The sequence below is a fragment of the Rhodococcus sp. AC861 genome, assembly GCF_979256035.1.
Map to the genome: position 1 here is coordinate 144,345 of NZ_CEEDMW010000008.1, position 17,063 is coordinate 161,407.

Below are 17,063 nucleotides of genomic sequence, written 5' to 3' on the forward strand. Positions count from 1 at the left end.
CTGAGGGTCCTAACGTCAGTCGCACACGCACTACAGCGAGAAGGGCTGATCCACTGATGACTGCAACGGTGACGACGACCGCTCCCCTCACCGGGAAACTGATCATCGCCGGGTCCACCGTCCCCGGCACCGGCAAGACGATTCACGGCATCGATCCCTCCACCGGCGCGAGCCTCGAGCCCGCGTATCGGCACGGCGCACTGGCCGACGTCGACGCAGCGTGTGCCGCCGCGGACCAGGCCTTCGACGAGTACCGCTCCACGACGTCCGAGGCACGCGCACAGTTCCTCGACGCGATAGCCGACAACATCGAGGCACTCGGCGAGACGTTGATCGAGCGAGCGGTGACCGAGTCCGGTCTCCCCCTCGGCCGCATCACGGGCGAGGTCGGGCGCACCAGCGGTCAACTCCGCCTCTTCGCCTCGGTGCTGCGCGAGGGCAGCTGGAACGGCGCCCGGATCGACCCGGCCGTGCCGGACCGCGCTCCCCTGCCTCGCGCCGACATCCGCCAGCGCATGGTCTCGCTCGGGCCGGTCGTCGTGTTCGGCGCCAGCAACTTCCCGCTGGCGTTCTCCGTCGGCGGCGGTGACACCGCATCGGCTCTGGCCGCCGGCTGCCCCGTCGTCGTCAAGGCACACGACGCCCATCCCGGTACGTCCGAGTACGTGGGGCGCGCCATCACCGAGGCGGCGGCCGCCACCGGAATGCCCGCCGGCGTCTTCTCCCTCGTCTACGGCGACGGACCCACCATCGGCACCGCATTGGTCACCGACCCCCGGATCAAGGCCGTTGGATTCACCGGATCACGTTCGGGCGGAACAGCACTGGTACGCGCTGCTGCCGGTCGACCCGAACCGATCCCGGTCTACGCCGAGATGAGCTCCATCAATCCCGTCTTCCTGTTTCCTCACGCTCTCGAGACGCGCGCAGCGGACCTCGGCCGTGCGTTCGTAGGTTCGCTGACGCTCGGATCCGGCCAGTTCTGCACGAACCCCGGCCTCGTCATCGCTCAGGACGGCCCCGGCCTGGACGCGTTCGTCGCAGCTGCCGCCGACGCAGTCGCCGAGAGCGCCCCAACGACCATGCTGACCCCCAACATCGCGGCCAGCTACGGCAAGGGCGTCGAAGCGCTCGGCTCCGCCGCCAGCGAGGTCGCGCGCGGCCGTGCGACCGATGCGCCGAACGCCGGACGGGCAGCGCTCTTCAGCACCGACGCCACGACCTTCCTCGGCCAGGACGTGCTGCAGACGGAGGTCTTCGGCTCGTCCGGCCTGGTCGTCCGCTGCGCCTCCGCCGAGCAGGTCACCGCGGTGGCTCGCGCGCTCGAAGGCCAGTTGACCGCCACCATCCATGCCGACGCAGCCGATCACGCCGATGCCGGCCGCCTGCTCCACGTCCTCGAGCTCAAAGCCGGACGCATCCTGTTCGACGGATGGCCCACCGGCGTCGAGGTCGGTCACGCCATGGTCCACGGCGGGCCCTACCCCGCCACGTCGGACTCACGGTCGACGTCCGTCGGATCGCTCGCCATCGAGCGATTCCTCCGACCCGTCGCCTACCAGGACGTCCCGTCCGCTCTGCTCCCCAGTGCGCTCGCCGACGGTAATCCCGACGGCATCTGGCGCCGCATCGACGGCCAGCTCTCCCGCGACTGACCCAGCTTCCCACCTTCCCGCTCCACACCGGCCGGCCTCCGGCCTTCCCGCACCCCCCTCTTACACCAGGAGATCCCATGCTCGACGGCGTCCTCTTCTTCCCCGTCACCCCCTTCACCGACTCCGGCGAGGTGGATCACACGCTGCTCGCGGAACACATCGCCAAGGGTGTCGACGCCGGCCCCGGCGGCGTGTTCATCGCCTGCGGCACCGGCGAATTCCATGCTCTCGAGACCGTGGAGTTCGGCGAGATCGTCGCCACCGCCGTGCGCACCGTGGCGGGACGGGTTCCCGTCTACGCCGGAGCCGGCGGTTCCGTCGCCCAGGCAAAGATCTTCGCCCGGACCGCTCGCGACAACGGCGCCGACGGTCTCCTGCTGCTGCCGCCGTACCTGGTGACGATGCCGCAGGCAGGCCTCGTCGAGTACACCCGCCAGGTCGCGTCCGAGACCGACCTGCCCGTGATCGTCTACAACCGCAGCAACGCGCGCTACGACGAGGCGTCCGCCGTCGAGGTCGCACACTTCCCCACCGTCGTCGGCTTCAAGGACGGCACAGGCGATCTCGATCGTGTGTCACGCATCGTCCGCGCAGTCCAGGATTCCCTCGCTCCCATCGGCAAGGCATTCCAGTTCTTCAACGGCCTCCCCACCGCAGAGGTGTCGCAGCAGGCCTACCGCGCCATCGGCGTCACGCTCTACTCGTCGGCGACGTTCGCCTTCGCTCCCGAGCTCGCCCTGGCGTTCTACACCTCGCTCGAGAACGGTGACGACGACCTGACCGACGCTCTGCTGCGCGACTTCTTCCACCCACTGGTGCGGTTGCGCGACTCGGTCCCCGGCTACGCCGTCTCGCTGATCAAGGCGGGCGTCACGCTGGAAGGTGTTGCCGCCGGCCCTGTTCGCGCTCCCCTCGTCGACGCCGCCCCGGCGGATGTCGAGAAGCTCACCGCGATCATCGCCGCGGGCCGCGCCGTTCTCGCCGACGCACTCGCTGCAGACTCGGTCACCAAGGAGGCCGTGCACTCGTGACCGGACGCATCGCCTCTGTCACCGTCACACCGGTCGCGTTCGCCGACCCGCCGCTCCTCAACACCGTCGGTGTCCATCAGCCGTTCGCCCTTCGGGCGATCGTGCAGGTGCGTACCGACGACGGGATCGTCGGACTCGGTGAGACCTACGCGGACACCGCACATCTCGTGCGGCTGAACGCGGCGGCAGAGGCGATGCGCGGTGTCGACGTCTTCGCGCTGAACGTCCTGCGCACCGTGATCGACGACTGCCTCGCCGGCCTGTCGGTAACAGGCGGTGACGGCGTTGCCGGAATGATCACGACCGCCAGCACCACCGATCGCGTCTTCTCGCCCTTCGAGGTCGCCTGCCTGGACATCCAGGGCAAGATCCTCGGTCGGCCGGTATCGGACCTTCTCGGTGGATCGGTACGGGACACCGTGCCGTTCAGCGCCTACCTGTTCTACAAGTGGGCAGCGCATCCGGGCGCGGAGGACGACCGGTGGGGTGCTGCGCTCGATCCCGACGGGATCGTGCGCCAGGCCCGGACGATGATCGAGCAGTACGGCTTCGGTGCGATCAAGCTGAAGGGTGGGGTGTTCCCACCCGAGGAGGAGATCGCGGCGATGGTCGCGCTACGCGAGGCCTTCCCTGATCTCCCCCTGCGACTCGACCCCAATTCGGCGTGGACCGTCGACACCTCCCTCGAGGTCGCGTCGGCTCTGAACGGCGTCGTCCAGTACCTCGAAGATCCGACTCCCGGCCTCGACGGCATGTCCGAGGTCGCCCGAAAGGCCCCGATGCCGTTGGCCACCAACATGTGTGTCGTCGCCTTCGATCAGCTCGAGCCGTCGGTTCGGCGTGACTCCGTGGGCGTCGTCCTGTCGGATCACCACTACTGGGGCGGCCTCCAGCGGTCGCGTCTGCTGGCAGGTATCTGCGACACGTTCGGACTCGGCCTGTCGATGCACTCCAACTCGCACCTGGGCATATCCCTCGCCGCGATGGTGCACCTCGCAGGCGCCACGCCGAATCTCACGTACGCCTGCGACACACACTGGCCGTGGAAGACCGAGGACGTCGTGGTCCCGGGCGTTCTGCGCATCGAGAACGGCGCCGTCGCCGTACCCACGGGACCGGGGTTGGGCGTCGAACTCGACGAGGGCGCGCTGGCGAGGCTGCACCAGCAGTACGTCGACTGCGGGATCAGGGACCGTGACGACACCGGCTACCGGCAGAGTCTCGAACCCGCCTTCGTCAACTCTTCGCCGCGATGGTGACCGGCCGTTCACACGGTCGGCTATCTTGAGCCGATGTTCTCGCTCTCGCGTCTGACGTGCTTCATCGCCGTTGCGGAGGAGCTGCACTTCGGCCGCGCCGCCGAGCGGCTCCACATGACGCAACCGCCGCTGAGCCGACAGATCCAACAGCTCGAGAGCGAGCTTGGCGTCCAACTGATCGACCGGACTTCCCGCTCGGTGACACTGACCGCCGCCGGCCTCGCGTTCCTTCCCGACGCCCGCCGCATCGTCCGGCTGGCGGAGAGCGCTGCGCTGACCGTCAAGCGCGTCCCGGAAGGCGACCTGGGAACAGTGGTCATCGGATTCACCGCGGCGTCGGCCCACGCCGTTCTCCCACGGCTCCTCGCCGACGTCCGCGACACCCTTCCCGACGTCGAACTCGTTCTGCGCGAGATGGTCTCATCCATCCAGATCGACGCACTGGCCAGCGGTGAGCTCGACCTCGGGCTGGTCCGTCCCACGGTGACCCGTCCCGGAATCACGACGCGGCCCATCCACCGTGAAGCGCTCGTCGCCGCGATCCCCGAGGGTCACGAACTTCTCGACGTCGAACGCCTCGCGGTGACCCACTTCGAGGATCAGCCGGTGATCATGTATTCACCCGTCGACGCCCGGTACTTCCACGAGCTGCTCATCAGCACTTTCACCGTCGCCGGCGTGTCTCCCCGCTACGTGCAGTACGTGACGCAGGTGCACACCATGTTGATGCTGGTGAGTTCCGGGCTGGGGTGCGCGTTGGTTCCGGCGTCGGCACGCACGATGCACACCGAGGGTGTGGTGTTCCGCGAACTCCGATCCAGCACCGAGAAGCCCGTACGGCTCAATGCCGCATGGCGTCACGACGCGACGAACCCCGCCCTGCACCGGGTGCTGGGCGACGTCGCCGCCGTGACGCAGCTCTAGCGGGCGACCTCGACAGGCGGCTTGACCGCCACGACGGGGCAGTGCGCGTCGAGAAGCACGCGCTGGGACAAACTGCCCAGCAACAGCTTTCCGACGGGCGACCGGCGACGCACGCCGATGACCAGGATCTCGACGTCCGGCTCGTACGACATGTCGACCAGGTTGTCGGCATGCGATCGGCCGGGCACCAGGTCGGCCACGCGCACCGCGATACCGTCGGCACCCGAGTCGGTCCGGGCGGCCATGATCTGCTCGTCCACCGACGACCGGTCGCCGTCGACCACGACGGTCACGTCGGTGCCGCGCATGACGGCCTCGCGGAACGCGAACGGCAACGCATTGCGGTCCTCGACGGTGTCCGCGTATCCCACGACGACGCTCATGAGGTCTCCTTATGTCCGGGCTGGAAGACCGGCGTCACGAGCGTGCCGTCGGCGAGGAACGAGTGAAGATTGTCGAGCGTCAGAGCTTCCATCGCCGCACGTGTCTGCACGGTCGCGCTGCCGATGTGCGGAAGCAGGACGACGTTGTCGAGGCGTCGGAGCGCTTCGGGAACCTCGGGTTCGTGGGCGAACACGTCCAGTCCGGCACCGGCCAGACGTCCGCTCTGCAGGGCGTCGACGAGGGCGTCCTCGTCGACGACGCTGCCGCGCGCGACGTTGACGAGGAATCCGTCGGCGCCGAGCGCATCGATGGTCGCCTTGTCCACCAGCTGCTGGGTGTCCGGGCCCCCTGCGGCCGCGACCACCAGAACGTCCACTGCCGCAGCAAGTTCGCGGGGTGAGGAGTAGTAGTCGTACGGGCTGCCGTCGACCACGTTTCGATTGTGGTAGCTGATACTGCACCCGAACGCGTCCAGGCGATGCGCGATGGCACCGCCGATCCGGCCGAGGCCCAGAATGCCGACGCGCGAGCCGCTCACCTGACGCGCGAGCGGGGGCATGGGCTTCGTCGTCCACTCGCCGGCGCGCACGTAGCGGTCGGCCGCGGAGAACCCCCGCATCGTGTCGATGAGCAGCCCCAGCGCGGTGTCCGCTACGGCGTCGGTCAGGACGTCGGGTGTGTTGCTGACACCGATGCCGAGGCGACGAGCCTCGTCGGCGTCGGTGCCGTCGTATCCGACACCGAAATGCACGATCGCTCGCAGACCCGGCAGGAGTCGCATCAGGTCGGCGTCGACACCGACCCGGCCGGAGGTGACCACGGCGCGGACCCGGTCGGCGTGCTGCTCGAGGAAAGCGTCGCGGCCGTCGTCCGGCAGAACGAGCGCACCGCCGGCGCTGAGCGTCTCCATCAGAGACGGCTTCAGTCCGCCTACCCGCAGAACATCGGAATAACGCTGCGCATCAGCCGAACTCGGTGAGCCACCGTCGGTCATGCCGCCTCCTTCGCCAGTGCGCCGACCGTCGGGTGTGACGGCCTTCGTCCGGGTCATCGTATGCCCGGCGACGAATACCGGTCCAACACGCAATTAGCATGGATCAATACTCATCCAGCATTGATATGATCGCCGCGTGTGATGCAGCAGGTCAGAGCCTCGACGCTGTGACCCGGACCGCACGGGAAGGCCGTGACGACGTGAAAATCCGCTCTCAACTGCGATTTTGCGGGTCATCCGCTGTTGACGCTCACCGGCCACCCTCCTACCGTGTGTCTACCGTCACAGGCGGCAACGAACCCGCAACGTCTTTCTCGACCGGCCTCCGGCCTCCACGCCCCAGCGCGCGTCGACAGCCCCGACAGCACGCGCTAGGCAGAGCCCCACTCAGCTTGGAGAATTCATGAGATCCACCCGCGCCACATCTCTGGTGTCGGTGCTCGCTGCGTCGGCATTCCTGACCGGATGCACAGTCGCCAACTCGGACAGCGGCGATGCCGCAAGCCCGGACACCGTCCGGATCGTGCTGCCCCAGGAGCCCCCGACACTCGAGCCGTGCGACGTCTCCCTCACCGCCATCGGTGTGGTCGTCCGCTCCAACATCACCGAGCCCATGATCGAGCGTGACCCCACATCGGGTGACCTCGAACCGAAGCTGGCCACCTCCTGGGAGCGGACGTCCGATACGGAGTGGACCATCCGCCTGCGGGACGACGTCACCTTCAGCGACGGATCCACCTTCGACTCCGAGGACGCCAAGGTGTCCATCGAGCGAGCAGTGAACTCGGACCTGGCCTGCAACGTCGAGGGCTACGTCTTCGGCGACGACGATCTGACCGTCACGGCGCTCGACCCGACCACCGTGACGGTCGCCTCGCCGGCGCCGGACCCCATCCTCCCGCTGCGCCTGTCGTTCATCGAGATGGTAACCAGTGAGGTCGGCGACGCCGAGCGCACCCGTGAACCCATCGGCACCGGCCCCTACCGCATCGATTCGTGGGACTACGGGCAGCGACTGTCCCTGGTGCGCAACGACTCCTACTGGGGAGAGGAGCCCGAGTTCACCCGCGCGGTCTACCAGTGGCGCACCGAGGGTTCCGTGCGCGCAGCCATGGTGACCAACGGCGAGGCCGACATCGCCACCGGCCTCGGCCCCGAGGACGGGGCCGGCGACCTCGGTGTCGCCTTCCCGAACAACGAGACGACGGCACTGCGCATGCAGGCCACGACGCCGCCGCTCGACGACCAGCGTGTGCGGGAAGGCATCAACTACGCCATCAACCGCTCCGGCATCGTCAAGGCGCTGTTCCGCGGAATGGGTTCCCCCGCAGCACAATTGATCGCGGACGGCGTCGTCGGCTACAACGACGAGTTGACGCCGTGGCCGTACGACATGGAGAAGGGCAAGGCGCTGATCGACGAGGCTCGCGCCGACGGTGTTCCCGTCGACACCGAGATCCGCCTCATCGGCCGCACCGGGCAGTTTCCCAAGATCAACGAAACCGTCGAGGTCATCCAGAACGCACTCGCCGGCATCGGCCTGAACGTGAAGATCGAGATGAAGGACACCGCGGCCACCGCGGAGTTCCAGGAACGCCCGTTCCCGAACGTGGGGCCGTACCTGCTGGTGATCCAGCACGGAAACCAGGCAGGCGACGCAGCGTTCACGATGGACCAGTACATGAGGAGTGACGGCTTCCAGAGCTCCTACGGCACAACCGGTTTCGACGAAGGTATCGACGAGGCCGAGGCACTCACGGATGAGCAGCGCCAGGATGCGTTCGCCGGGTTGTTCGCACGCGAACCCGAGGAGATCACGCAGATGGCGTACATCGCCCACATGAACGGTGTGTTGGCCAAGGACCCGCGCATCGACTACACCCCCGATTCCGCCACCGTCGACGAGATGCGACTGGCCGAGATGACTCGGAGTTCCGATGCGACCGACTAGCCCCACCCGCCAGCAGCCCACCTCCGGAAGGGTGTGACCGCCATGTTCGCTTTCCTCCGACGACGCGTCTACACCAGCCTCGTACCCCTGCTGGTCGTCCTGATCGGCGTCTTCTTCCTGGCCCGACTTACCGGCGACCCCACCAGTCTCTACCTGCCGGAGTCGGCCACCCCCGCCCAACGCGAGGCCTTCGCCGCGCAGAACGGCTTCGACCAGTCCGTGTGGACGCAGATGGCCGACTACTTCGGCGGCGTCCTGCATCTCGATTTCGGCGAGTCACTGCGCACCGGTGAAGCCGCGTCGACGATGGCTCTGCGAGCCTTCCCCGCGACGCTGCAGCTCGCGTTCGTGACGATGCTGCTCGCCGTGATCGGTTCCATCGTCATCGGCTGCTGGGCCGCTTACCGTCCCAACTCGATCGCCGATCGCTTCTCGAGTCTGCTGTCGATGACCGCGGCCAGCATCCCGGACTTCTGGTTCGCCATCACCGGCGTCTGGATCTTCGCCGTCGTGCTCGGTGTCCTGCCGACCTCCGGAACCGGCGGCGCCGCCGCCTGGATCCTGCCGATCGCGACCCTGCTGATCCGTCCGCTGGGCGTGCTCACCCAGGTCGTCCGCGGAGCCATGGTGTCCGCCCTGTCCGCACCGTACGTCCGGCTGGCACGGAGCAAGGGCGCCGGCGACCTGCGCGTCGTCACCCATCACGCCCTGCGTAACGCTGCCGCTCCGGCCCTGACGGTTGCCGGTGACCTCACCGTCGGCCTGGTCAACGGCGCGGTCGTGGTCGAGGCCATCTTCGGCTGGCCCGGCATCGGAAAGCTGATGATCGACGCGATCCTGCAGCGGGACTTCGCCGTTCTCCAAGCGGCCGTGCTGCTGACGGCCATCAGCATCTTCGTTCTGAACATCGTCATCGACGCGTGCTACGCACTCCTCGACGCACGAGTTCGCGACAAGGCAAAGGTCTGAGGAGGCCGTCATGACACTCGAAGCAAGCAAGGACAGCTCGGGGATCCCGGTTCCTCCGGTGCTCCCCCCGGGCCCCGATCCACAGTCCGCGGCGCCGTCGCGCACCACGACGATGCCGCTGTGGAAACTGCTGCTGCGTGACCGCGTCGCCACCATCGCAGCCGGCATCCTGATCCTGGTGTTCCTCACCGCGATCTTCGGCCCGATGGTCGTCTCCGACGCCGCCACCCGGCAGGACCTCGACCGCTCCAACCTGGCACCGTTCTCGATGAGTACCGGCTTCATGAACATCCTGGGCACCGACCCCCTCGGTCGCAGCATGCTCGCCCGGTTGATCCTCGCGAGCCGCACCACCCTGTCGGTCGCCGTACCCGCCGTGATCCTGTCGGGCATCATCGGCTCCGTCATCGGAATGTGGGCCGGCTACCACCGCGGATGGCGAGAGACCACCGCGATGCGCGTCGCCGACGTCATCATGAGCTTCCCGTCCCTGCTCATGGCCGTGGTCGTGCTCTACGTCTTCTCCCCCAGCGCCGCCAACATCGTGCTGATCCTGACCATCACCCGCATCCCGATCTACCTGCGCACCGCCCGTGCCGAGAGTGCCGAGCTGCGCTCCCGCGTGTTCGTCGACGCGGCCCGCACGTTCGGCGCCGGCAGCGGCGCGGTGATCCGTCGTCACGTCGTACCCATCCTGTTGCCGACGCTGCTCACCGTCGCCACGCTCGACTTCTGCTTCGTGATGCTCGCCGAGTCGTCCCTGAGTTTCCTCGGTATCGGCATCCAGCCGCCCGACATCAGCTGGGGCCTGATGGTCTCGCAGGGCCGCACCTACCTGCAGAGCGCCTGGTGGCTGTCGTTCTTCCCCGGCCTCGCCATCGTCATCACGACGGTGTCCGCGACCGTGCTCGCCGCGTGGGCACGCATCGCCACCGACCCGGCGCAGCGCTGGCGCCTCACCCTCCCGCGTTCGAAGAGAAAGGCACGCCGATGAGTGCTCCCGCTCTCGCCCGCACCGCGCTCGACGTCGACAACCTGACCGTCGAGATCCGCACCCCGTCCGGCACCGTCCGCGCGGTCGACGGAGTCTCCTTCAGCGCGAAACGTGGGCGCACGTTGGCACTGCTGGGAGAGTCCGGCTGCGGCAAGTCGATGACCGCCCAGGCCCTCGTGGGTCTGCTCGAACCCATCGCCGACGTCGTCGACGGAACCGTGATGCTCGGCGACACCGACCTGGTCACGGCGAACTCCAAGACCCGCCGCCGCATCGCCGCGACCGAGCTGGCCATCGTCTTCCAGGACGCACTGACAGCGCTGAACCCGGTCTACACCGTCGGCACGCAGTTGGCGGAACCGTTCCGCATCCACCGCGGCATGTCCGCCAAAGCGGCTCGCGTCGAAGCGATCTCGTTGATGGAACGCGTGGGCATCCCCGAGCCCGAGTCACGCGCGGACTCCTACCCCCACCAGTTCTCCGGCGGTATGCGGCAGCGTCTGCTCATCGCCATGGCCGTGGCCCTGGGTCCGACGGTGCTTCTGGCCGACGAGCCCACCACCGCCCTCGACGTCACCGTGCAGGCGCAGATCATGTCCCTGCTGCGCGACCTGCGCACCGAGCACGACATGGCCGTCATCCTCATCACGCACGATCTCGCCCTCGTCGCGGAGGAAGCCGACGACGTCGCCGTGATGTACGCGGGAACCGTCGTCGAAACGGGACCCGTCGCCGAGGTGTTCGGCGATCCGAAGCATCCCTACACCAAGGGGCTGCTGGACTCCGTGCCCGTCGCCACCGTGCGCGGCGAGCACCTCAAGTCCATCGGCGGCACCCCGCCGGACCTTCACTCCATTCCTAGCGGCTGCGTCTACCAGGCCCGCTGCCCCATCGCTCGCGCCGTCTGTGTCGCGGAGCGTCCCGAACTGCGCTCCGCCGGCGATGTCCGGTGGACCGCATGCCATTTCCCCGAGGAGGTGTCCGGTGTCCGTTACGACGACAGTGGAGAGTGAGGCCGCGGCCACGCAGGCCGCACCGTTGCTCGAGGTCCGTGGAGTGTCCAAGACGTTCGATGTCGCGGCCGGCAGCGGAGGCCACAAGAAGCTGCGCGCACTCGACGGCATCGACCTGACGCTGCGCCGAGGCGAAACACTGGGACTGGTCGGTGAATCCGGCTGCGGCAAGTCCACTCTCGCGCGCACGCTGATGATGCTCGAGCGCCCCGATACGGGCACCGTGTCCTGGGACGGCGTCGACCCGTTCAGCCTCAAGGGAAAGGAGCTGCTGGCGTGGCGTCGGCGGATCCAGATGGTGTTCCAGGACCCGTACGGCTCCCTGAACTCCCGCATGTCGGCCGCCGAGATCATCTCCGAGCCCTGGCATACGCACCGCACGATGTACAAGACCAAGCGCGACCGCGCCGCCCGCGTCCGTGAACTGCTGCACCTGGTCGGACTTCGTCCCAGCGACGAGCACCGCTTCCCGCAGGAGTTCTCCGGTGGTCAGCGCCAGCGACTCGGCATCGCCCGAGCCCTGGCACTCGACCCGAGTGTCGTCGTGTGCGACGAGCCCGTCTCGGCCCTCGACCTGTCGGTCCAGGCGCAGGTACTCAACCTGCTGTCCGACCTGCAGAAGGAACTGGGCATCAGCTACGTCTTCATCTCGCACGACCTGTCGGTGGTGCGGCATGTCGCCGACCGAGTCGCCGTCATGTACCTCGGCCGCATCATCGAGACCGGACCGACGGACGACGTCTTCGACCATCCCACGCACCCGTACACCGAGGCACTGATGTCGGCAGCCCCGACGCTGGATCCCTCGACCCGGCGTTCGCGCATCCTCCTGGAGGGCGAGGTACCGTCGCCTCTGAACCCGCCGTCGGGCTGCCGTTTCCGCACGCGCTGCGCTCACGCGACGGACGTCTGCTCGACGGGCATTCCCCCGACGGTCGGCCGTCTCGGGAACCTGCACATCGCGGAATGCCACCACCCCAGATCGGACGCCTTGCCCGTATGACCGGAATCGAATGGACGATTGTCGGGCTCGCCGTGTTCGTCGCGTCCTGTCTGCAGTCGTCCATCGGTTTCGGTATGGGAATGGTCGCGGCGCCGATCCTCGCGATCATCGACCCACGGATGGTGCCCGGCACGCTCATTCTGCTGGCCACGGCACTGACCGCGCTGGTCGTGCTGCGCGAGCGGACCAGCCTGGACGTGCGCGGCGCCGGCTGGGCGTTGGTGGGTCGAGTTCCCGGCGTGATCGCCGGCGCCGCGCTCCTGGTCGTCCTCCCCGATCGCGGCCTGTCGATCATGCTGGGCGCGGTCGTGCTGTTCGGCGTCGTCGCCACGTCGATCGGCTGGTCACCGGCACCCCGACGCCGCTCGCTGATGACGGCGGGTGCGGCATCCGGACTGCTCGGAACCGCCACGTCCATCGGTGGACCGCCGATGGCGCTGATCTGGAGCGGAAGCACCGGAGCGACACTCCGCAGCACCATGAGCGGGTTCTTCCTCGTCGGCTCGATCATGTCTCTGGCCGCACTCGGCGTCACCGGGTCCCTGTCGGCGCGGTCCTTCGTCGCCTGCGCTCTGCTGCTGCCCGTCGTGGCGCTGGGCTATGTGGCGTCGCGGTGGGTGAATCGGGTGTTGGACAAGCGCCGGCTCCGGCTGGTGTCCATCGTCGTCTCGGCCGGTGGAGCACTGGTTCTGCTGGTCGATGCGCTGGTGTGAGGTGTGTCCTGTGCGGTGAGCGCGCACCCTTTGTGGTGAGCGCACACCCTCTACGGCCGGCTGGACAGGGTGTGCGCTTCATGGCGGGGGTGTGCGCTCCATCCGCGCAGCGCCATCTGCGAGTGAAGACCGCTGCGGCCGGCTTGGACGAGGTGTGCACCTCACGGCGGGTAGTGCGCTCCTACGACACAGCGCTCCTTTGCAAGCGTGCACCTGCTGTGGTGAGCGCACACCCTTTACGGCTGACTGGACTGGGTGTGCACTTCATGGCAAGTGTGTGCACTCCGTCTGCGCAGCGCGCGACCCCAGCGGCTGCACCACAATCCGCGAGCGCACACCCCCTCTGGTGAGCGCACACCCTCTACGGCCGGCTGCACAGGGTGTGCGCTTCACGGCAGGTGTGTGCACTCCTTGGCGCAGCGCGCGACCCCAGCGGATGCACCACAGTCCTCGCGAGCGCACACGCCCTCTCGTGAGCGCACACCCCCTACGGCCGGCCGCACAGGGTGTGCACCTCACGGCAGGAGTGTGCACACTAGTTTCAGGCCGCCACACCGATACCCGCTGAGCATCGCTGCATCCACAAATAGTCTTGGACGGGAATGGATCGCGGGTCTTAACCTTATTCTGTGAGCACCGCCACCGAAACTCCTCGTACCCGTAGCGCCACGCCTGTCGTCACCGAGATGCGGGTGATTCCCCTCGCCGGCCACGACAGCATGCTGCTCAATCTCAGTGGCGCGCATGCACCGTTCTTCACTCGCAACCTGGTGGTCCTCACCGACTCCGACGGCCGCACCGGTGTCGGTGAGGTACCCGGCGGGGAACCGATCCGGCGTTGCCTCGAGGATGCTCGCTCCCTCGTCGAGAACGCATCGGTGGGCAACTACCACGCGGTTCTCAACGCCATGAGGCACGCGTTCGCCGACCGCGACTCCGGCGGACGCGGTGCCCAGACCTTCGATCTCCGGATCGCGGTGCATGCCGTCACCGCGGTGGAGAGCGCCCTGCTCGATCTTCTCGGTCAACACCTCGGCGTCAGTGTCGCTGCCCTGCTGGGCGACGGCCGCCAGCGCGACAAGGTGCAGGCGCTGGGCTACCTCTTCTTCATCGGCGACCGCACCAAGACCGACCTCGCGTACCGCGCCCCATCGGACGAGAGCAGTTCCGCCGACAACTGGTCCCGCATCCGGCACGAGGAAGCCCTGACGCCCGATGCCGTCGTCGCGTTGGCCGAAGCCGCACAGGCGAAGTACGGGTTCCAGGACTTCAAGCTCAAGGGCGGCGTACTCCCCGCAGCGCAGGAAGCCGACGCGGTCCGTGCGCTCGCGGAACGATTCCCCTCCGCCCGCATCACCCTGGACCCTAATGGCGGATGGCTCCTGAAGGACGCGATCGAGACCTGCCGTGGTCTGCGGGACGTCCTCGCCTACGCGGAGGATCCCGTCGGGCCCGAGGGCGGCTTCTCCGGCCGCGAGGTGATGGCGGAGTTCAAGCGCGCCACAGGCCTTCCGACCGCCACCAACATGATCGCCACCGACTGGCGCGAGATGGGGCACACGATCCGGTCCGGCGCCGTCGACATCCCGCTGGCGGACCCACACTTCTGGACGATGAACGGATCGGTCCGCGTCGCGCAGCTGTGCGATGCCTGGGGTCTGACGTGGGGTTCGCACTCCAACAACCACTTCGACGTCTCCCTCGCCATGTTCACCCATGTCGCCGCGGCTGCGCCGGGTGAGATCACGGCGATCGACACACATTGGATCTGGCAGGACGGACAGCGGATCACCATGAACCCGTTCACCATCGACGGTGGCTACCTGACAGTTCCCGAAACACCGGGTCTCGGAGTGGAACTCGACATGGAGCGCGTCGAGGCAGCACGCGAACTGTACGAGCGCGAGGGGCTGGGCGCTCGCGACGACGCCAGGGGAATGCAGTTCCTCATCCCGGACTGGACGTTCGACAGCAAGCGGCCGGCTCTGCAGCGCGCATGAAAGTCGTCGTCGCCGATCGCAACCTGCTTCCCTACCGCGAGACACTGGAGAGCGGGACGCCCGACGGCACCGAGCTGTCCTGGCACGAACGCTTCGACGAGGACGCACTGATCGCCGACCTTGCCGATGCCGACATCCACGTGGGCGGCAAGGTCACCGACGCCATGGCGCGAGCCGGCACGCGGCTGCGACTCGTCCAGGTCGTCGGTGCGGGCGTCGACAACGTGGCGCGCGCATCACTTCCCTCGACGACCGTCGTGGCCAACACCTTCCATCACGAGGACTCGATCGCCGAGTACGTGCTCGCCGCAGCGATCCTGCTCCGTCGCGGATTCCTCGATCAGGACCGCGCTCTGCGACAGGGTGTGTGGGCAACCTCCGTCTACGACGAGGCGCTGCCCCAGCCCGACGCCACTGCGGGCGCTCGGGTGGGCTTCGTGGGATTCGGCCACATCGGGCAGCGGTCCTGGTCACTCCTGCGCACCCTCGGATGCATCGGCGCGGCCGTGACGGGACGCGGTGCCGTCGACGTGGTCGCCCATGGCCTGGACTGGGCCGGCTCGACCGACGAGCTCGACAGGCTGGCCGACGAGTCCGACATCATGGTCGTCTCCGCTCCGCTGACGACTGCGACCAGCGGCATGATCGGTCCCGCGCAGCTGCGCGCACTCGGGCCGCAGGGTGTTCTGATCAACGTCGGACGTGGGCCACTGGTGCAGGAACGTCCACTGTACGAAGCACTCTCGTGTGGCGACCTGGGTGCCGCCGCGATCGACGTCTGGTACGACTACCCCGGAGTCGGCGGACAGGGAGCCCCCAGCTCGTACCCGTTCGGGGCACTACCCAACGTGCTCATGACACCGCACTCGTCGGGCATCACCCGTCGCACCTTCGACGGCCGGTCTCGCGACGTTCTCGAGAACATCCGACGCATCGCCGACGGAGTCGATGTGAAGAATCTCGTGTCCTGATTCCGACATCCCGACACGACGAAGGCCGGTGACCACGCGGGTCACCGGCCTTCGTCGGGATGAAGCTAGGAGACGCCCAGCATCTCGTGATCTGCCAGGGCCTCGGTGATCACGCGAAGGTGATCGTCGACGCTACCGAGCGTGTGCTCGATGGCCGTGAGACGCGAGAAGTAGTGTCCGACAGGGTATTCGTCGGTCACACCGATACCGCCGTGCAGCTGGATCGACTCCTGGCCGATCTGCCGGGCGGAACGCCCGATCTGCAGCTTCGCACGCGACGCGACCGTCGGATCGGGTGATCCGTCGGCCAACGACATCGTGGCGTACAGCGCCATGCTGCGAGCGAGCTCGAGCTGGACGTACATGTCCGCTGCGCGGAACGTCAGTGCCTGGAACTTGGCCAGCGGCACGCCGAACTGCTTGCGCTGCTTCAGGTAGTCGGTGGTGAGCCGCAGCGACTCCTCCATCGCACCGAGCGCCTCGGCAGCGAGAGCCGCCTGCGCACGGACGTTGGACGCCACGATGGCGGCACTGGCGTCGCCGCCGTCACCGAGCGGTTCGCCCGCGACGTCCGACAACTCGAGCGACGCGCCGCGCAGACCGTCGTGGGTGCGGTAGGTCTTGCGGGTGAGACCCTCGGCATCGGCCGCGACGAGGAACAGGCCCACGCCGCCGCCGGGCAGCGCCGCGCTGATGACGAAGTGATCGGCGCAATCACCGTGCAGCACAGGGTTCTTCACGCCCGACAGTGCCCACGAGCCACCGTCCTCGGTGGCCGACGTCGACACCTCGGCCGCCGGCCAGCGGGAGCCCGGCTCGGAATGCGCGAACGCGAGAAGGGTCTGCCCCTCCGCGACGCCCGGCAGGATGCGCTGACGCTGCTCGGTCGATCCGACCTCGGTGATGAGGCCACCCGGAATGAGCACGCAATCCAGCAGCGGCTCGGGTGCGAGGCGGCGACCGATTTCCGTCATGACTGCGAAGGTCTCGACCGGCCCGGCATCCATGCCGCCGTCGTCCTCGGCGAAACTGAGGCCGAGCAGGCCCAGTTCGGCGAACTGCTTCCAGACCGACTCCGTCCATCCGCGCTCGCTCTCGACCGCGGCCTTACGCTTCTCGTTGTCGTAGCTGCGGGCGAGCACGTCACGCACCGTGTCGCGCAGCAGCTTCTGTTCTTCGTCCAGTTCGAACTGCATGTCGTG

Annotated in this window: 15 protein-coding genes; 12 read left to right on the forward strand and 3 right to left on the reverse strand. The window is 67.8% G+C overall.

Going from position 1 to position 17,063, the window contains the following annotated elements; genetic code table 11:
• The first annotated feature begins 56 nt into the window (after positions 1–56).
• The 4 genes from AC0IX4_RS22125 (at position 57) to AC0IX4_RS22140 (ending at position 4,869) form a co-directional block, all read left to right on the forward strand.
• The gene (locus AC0IX4_RS22125) at positions 57–1,655 is read left to right on the forward strand and encodes an aldehyde dehydrogenase (NADP(+)) (protein ID WP_471831169.1); all 1,599 of its coding nucleotides are present in this window, start codon (positions 57–59) and stop codon (positions 1,653–1,655) included.
• A 77-nt stretch (positions 1,656–1,732) separates the two neighbouring features.
• Positions 1,733–2,686: a 5-dehydro-4-deoxyglucarate dehydratase gene (locus AC0IX4_RS22130; protein WP_471831171.1), complete on the forward strand. Its 954-nt coding sequence runs from the start codon at positions 1,733–1,735 to the stop codon at positions 2,684–2,686.
• Positions 2,683–3,945, forward strand: a complete 1,263-nt coding sequence (locus AC0IX4_RS22135; RefSeq protein ID WP_471831172.1) for a glucarate dehydratase family protein — start codon at positions 2,683–2,685, stop codon at positions 3,943–3,945. The genes AC0IX4_RS22130 and AC0IX4_RS22135 overlap by 4 nt, the downstream gene beginning before the upstream one ends.
• Positions 3,946–3,978: 33 nt before the next feature.
• Entirely contained in the window at positions 3,979–4,869 is an 891-nt protein-coding gene (locus tag AC0IX4_RS22140) for a LysR substrate-binding domain-containing protein (protein ID WP_042574856.1), read from the forward strand.
• Here the strand turns inward: AC0IX4_RS22140 and AC0IX4_RS22145 are convergent.
• Both AC0IX4_RS22145 and AC0IX4_RS22150 read right to left on the reverse strand, forming a co-directional pair.
• A complete protein-coding gene (locus AC0IX4_RS22145) occupies positions 4,866–5,252 on the reverse strand; it encodes a universal stress protein (RefSeq protein WP_042574857.1) in 387 nt (128 codons plus the stop codon). The genes AC0IX4_RS22140 and AC0IX4_RS22145 overlap by 4 nt on opposite strands.
• Positions 5,249–6,247 (reverse strand): 2-hydroxyacid dehydrogenase, encoded by a 999-nt coding sequence (locus AC0IX4_RS22150; RefSeq protein ID WP_471831175.1) that lies wholly within the window; start codon positions 6,245–6,247, stop codon positions 5,249–5,251. The genes AC0IX4_RS22145 and AC0IX4_RS22150 overlap by 4 nt, the downstream gene beginning before the upstream one ends.
• 403 nt (positions 6,248–6,650) lie before the next feature.
• Here AC0IX4_RS22150 and AC0IX4_RS22155 point away from each other — a divergent pair, with 403 nt between their 5' ends.
• The 8 genes from AC0IX4_RS22155 (at position 6,651) to AC0IX4_RS22190 (ending at position 15,861) form a co-directional block, all read left to right on the forward strand.
• On the forward strand, positions 6,651–8,198 hold the full coding sequence (locus AC0IX4_RS22155) for an ABC transporter substrate-binding protein (protein WP_471831177.1): 1,548 nt from the start codon (positions 6,651–6,653) through the stop codon (positions 8,196–8,198).
• 42 nt (positions 8,199–8,240) lie between these two features.
• The gene (locus AC0IX4_RS22160; protein WP_042574903.1) at positions 8,241–9,167 is read left to right on the forward strand and encodes an ABC transporter permease; all 927 of its coding nucleotides are present in this window, start codon (positions 8,241–8,243) and stop codon (positions 9,165–9,167) included.
• A gap of 10 nt (positions 9,168–9,177) precedes the next feature.
• A complete protein-coding gene (locus AC0IX4_RS22165; protein ID WP_082043077.1) occupies positions 9,178–10,161 on the forward strand; it encodes an ABC transporter permease in 984 nt (327 codons plus the stop codon).
• Complete coding sequence (locus AC0IX4_RS22170) at positions 10,158–11,174, forward strand: ABC transporter ATP-binding protein (RefSeq protein WP_471831178.1); 1,017 nt, start codon at positions 10,158–10,160, stop codon at positions 11,172–11,174. The genes AC0IX4_RS22165 and AC0IX4_RS22170 overlap by 4 nt, the downstream gene beginning before the upstream one ends.
• The gene (locus AC0IX4_RS22175) at positions 11,146–12,177 is read left to right on the forward strand and encodes an ABC transporter ATP-binding protein (protein WP_042574860.1); all 1,032 of its coding nucleotides are present in this window, start codon (positions 11,146–11,148) and stop codon (positions 12,175–12,177) included. The genes AC0IX4_RS22170 and AC0IX4_RS22175 overlap by 29 nt, the downstream gene beginning before the upstream one ends.
• Positions 12,174–12,890, forward strand: coding sequence for a TSUP family transporter (locus AC0IX4_RS22180; protein ID WP_471831179.1), 717 nt, complete (start codon positions 12,174–12,176; stop codon positions 12,888–12,890). The genes AC0IX4_RS22175 and AC0IX4_RS22180 overlap by 4 nt, the downstream gene beginning before the upstream one ends.
• A 686-nt stretch (positions 12,891–13,576) precedes the next feature.
• On the forward strand, positions 13,577–14,890 hold the full coding sequence (locus tag AC0IX4_RS22185) for an enolase C-terminal domain-like protein (protein ID WP_471831202.1): 1,314 nt from the start codon (positions 13,577–13,579) through the stop codon (positions 14,888–14,890).
• On the forward strand, positions 14,887–15,861 hold the full coding sequence (locus tag AC0IX4_RS22190; protein ID WP_471831180.1) for a 2-hydroxyacid dehydrogenase: 975 nt from the start codon (positions 14,887–14,889) through the stop codon (positions 15,859–15,861). The genes AC0IX4_RS22185 and AC0IX4_RS22190 overlap by 4 nt, the downstream gene beginning before the upstream one ends.
• Positions 15,862–15,926: 65 nt before the next feature.
• Here AC0IX4_RS22190 and AC0IX4_RS22195 read toward each other — a convergent pair whose 3' ends face one another.
• Complete coding sequence (locus AC0IX4_RS22195; protein ID WP_471831181.1) at positions 15,927–17,057, reverse strand: acyl-CoA dehydrogenase family protein; 1,131 nt, start codon at positions 17,055–17,057, stop codon at positions 15,927–15,929.
• Positions 17,058–17,063 lie beyond the last annotated feature (6 nt).

Coding starts and splice junctions, on each gene's coding strand:
- AC0IX4_RS22125 (WP_471831169.1), top strand. CDS start 57: ATGACTGCAACGGTGACGACGACCGCTCCCCTCACCGGGAAACTGATC.
- AC0IX4_RS22130 (WP_471831171.1), top strand. CDS start 1,733: ATGCTCGACGGCGTCCTCTTCTTCCCCGTCACCCCCTTCACCGACTCC.
- AC0IX4_RS22140 (WP_042574856.1), top strand. CDS start 3,979: ATGTTCTCGCTCTCGCGTCTGACGTGCTTCATCGCCGTTGCGGAGGAG.
- AC0IX4_RS22145 (WP_042574857.1), bottom strand. CDS start 5,252: ATGAGCGTCGTCGTGGGATACGCGGACACCGTCGAGGACCGCAATGCG.
- AC0IX4_RS22150 (WP_471831175.1), bottom strand. CDS start 6,247: ATGACCGACGGTGGCTCACCGAGTTCGGCTGATGCGCAGCGTTATTCC.
- AC0IX4_RS22155 (WP_471831177.1), top strand. CDS start 6,651: ATGAGATCCACCCGCGCCACATCTCTGGTGTCGGTGCTCGCTGCGTCG.
- AC0IX4_RS22160 (WP_042574903.1), top strand. CDS start 8,241: ATGTTCGCTTTCCTCCGACGACGCGTCTACACCAGCCTCGTACCCCTG.
- AC0IX4_RS22165 (WP_082043077.1), top strand. CDS start 9,178: ATGACACTCGAAGCAAGCAAGGACAGCTCGGGGATCCCGGTTCCTCCG.
- AC0IX4_RS22170 (WP_471831178.1), top strand. CDS start 10,158: ATGAGTGCTCCCGCTCTCGCCCGCACCGCGCTCGACGTCGACAACCTG.
- AC0IX4_RS22180 (WP_471831179.1), top strand. CDS start 12,174: ATGACCGGAATCGAATGGACGATTGTCGGGCTCGCCGTGTTCGTCGCG.
- AC0IX4_RS22185 (WP_471831202.1), top strand. CDS start 13,577: ATGCGGGTGATTCCCCTCGCCGGCCACGACAGCATGCTGCTCAATCTC.
- AC0IX4_RS22190 (WP_471831180.1), top strand. CDS start 14,887: ATGAAAGTCGTCGTCGCCGATCGCAACCTGCTTCCCTACCGCGAGACA.
- AC0IX4_RS22195 (WP_471831181.1), bottom strand. CDS start 17,057: ATGCAGTTCGAACTGGACGAAGAACAGAAGCTGCTGCGCGACACGGTG.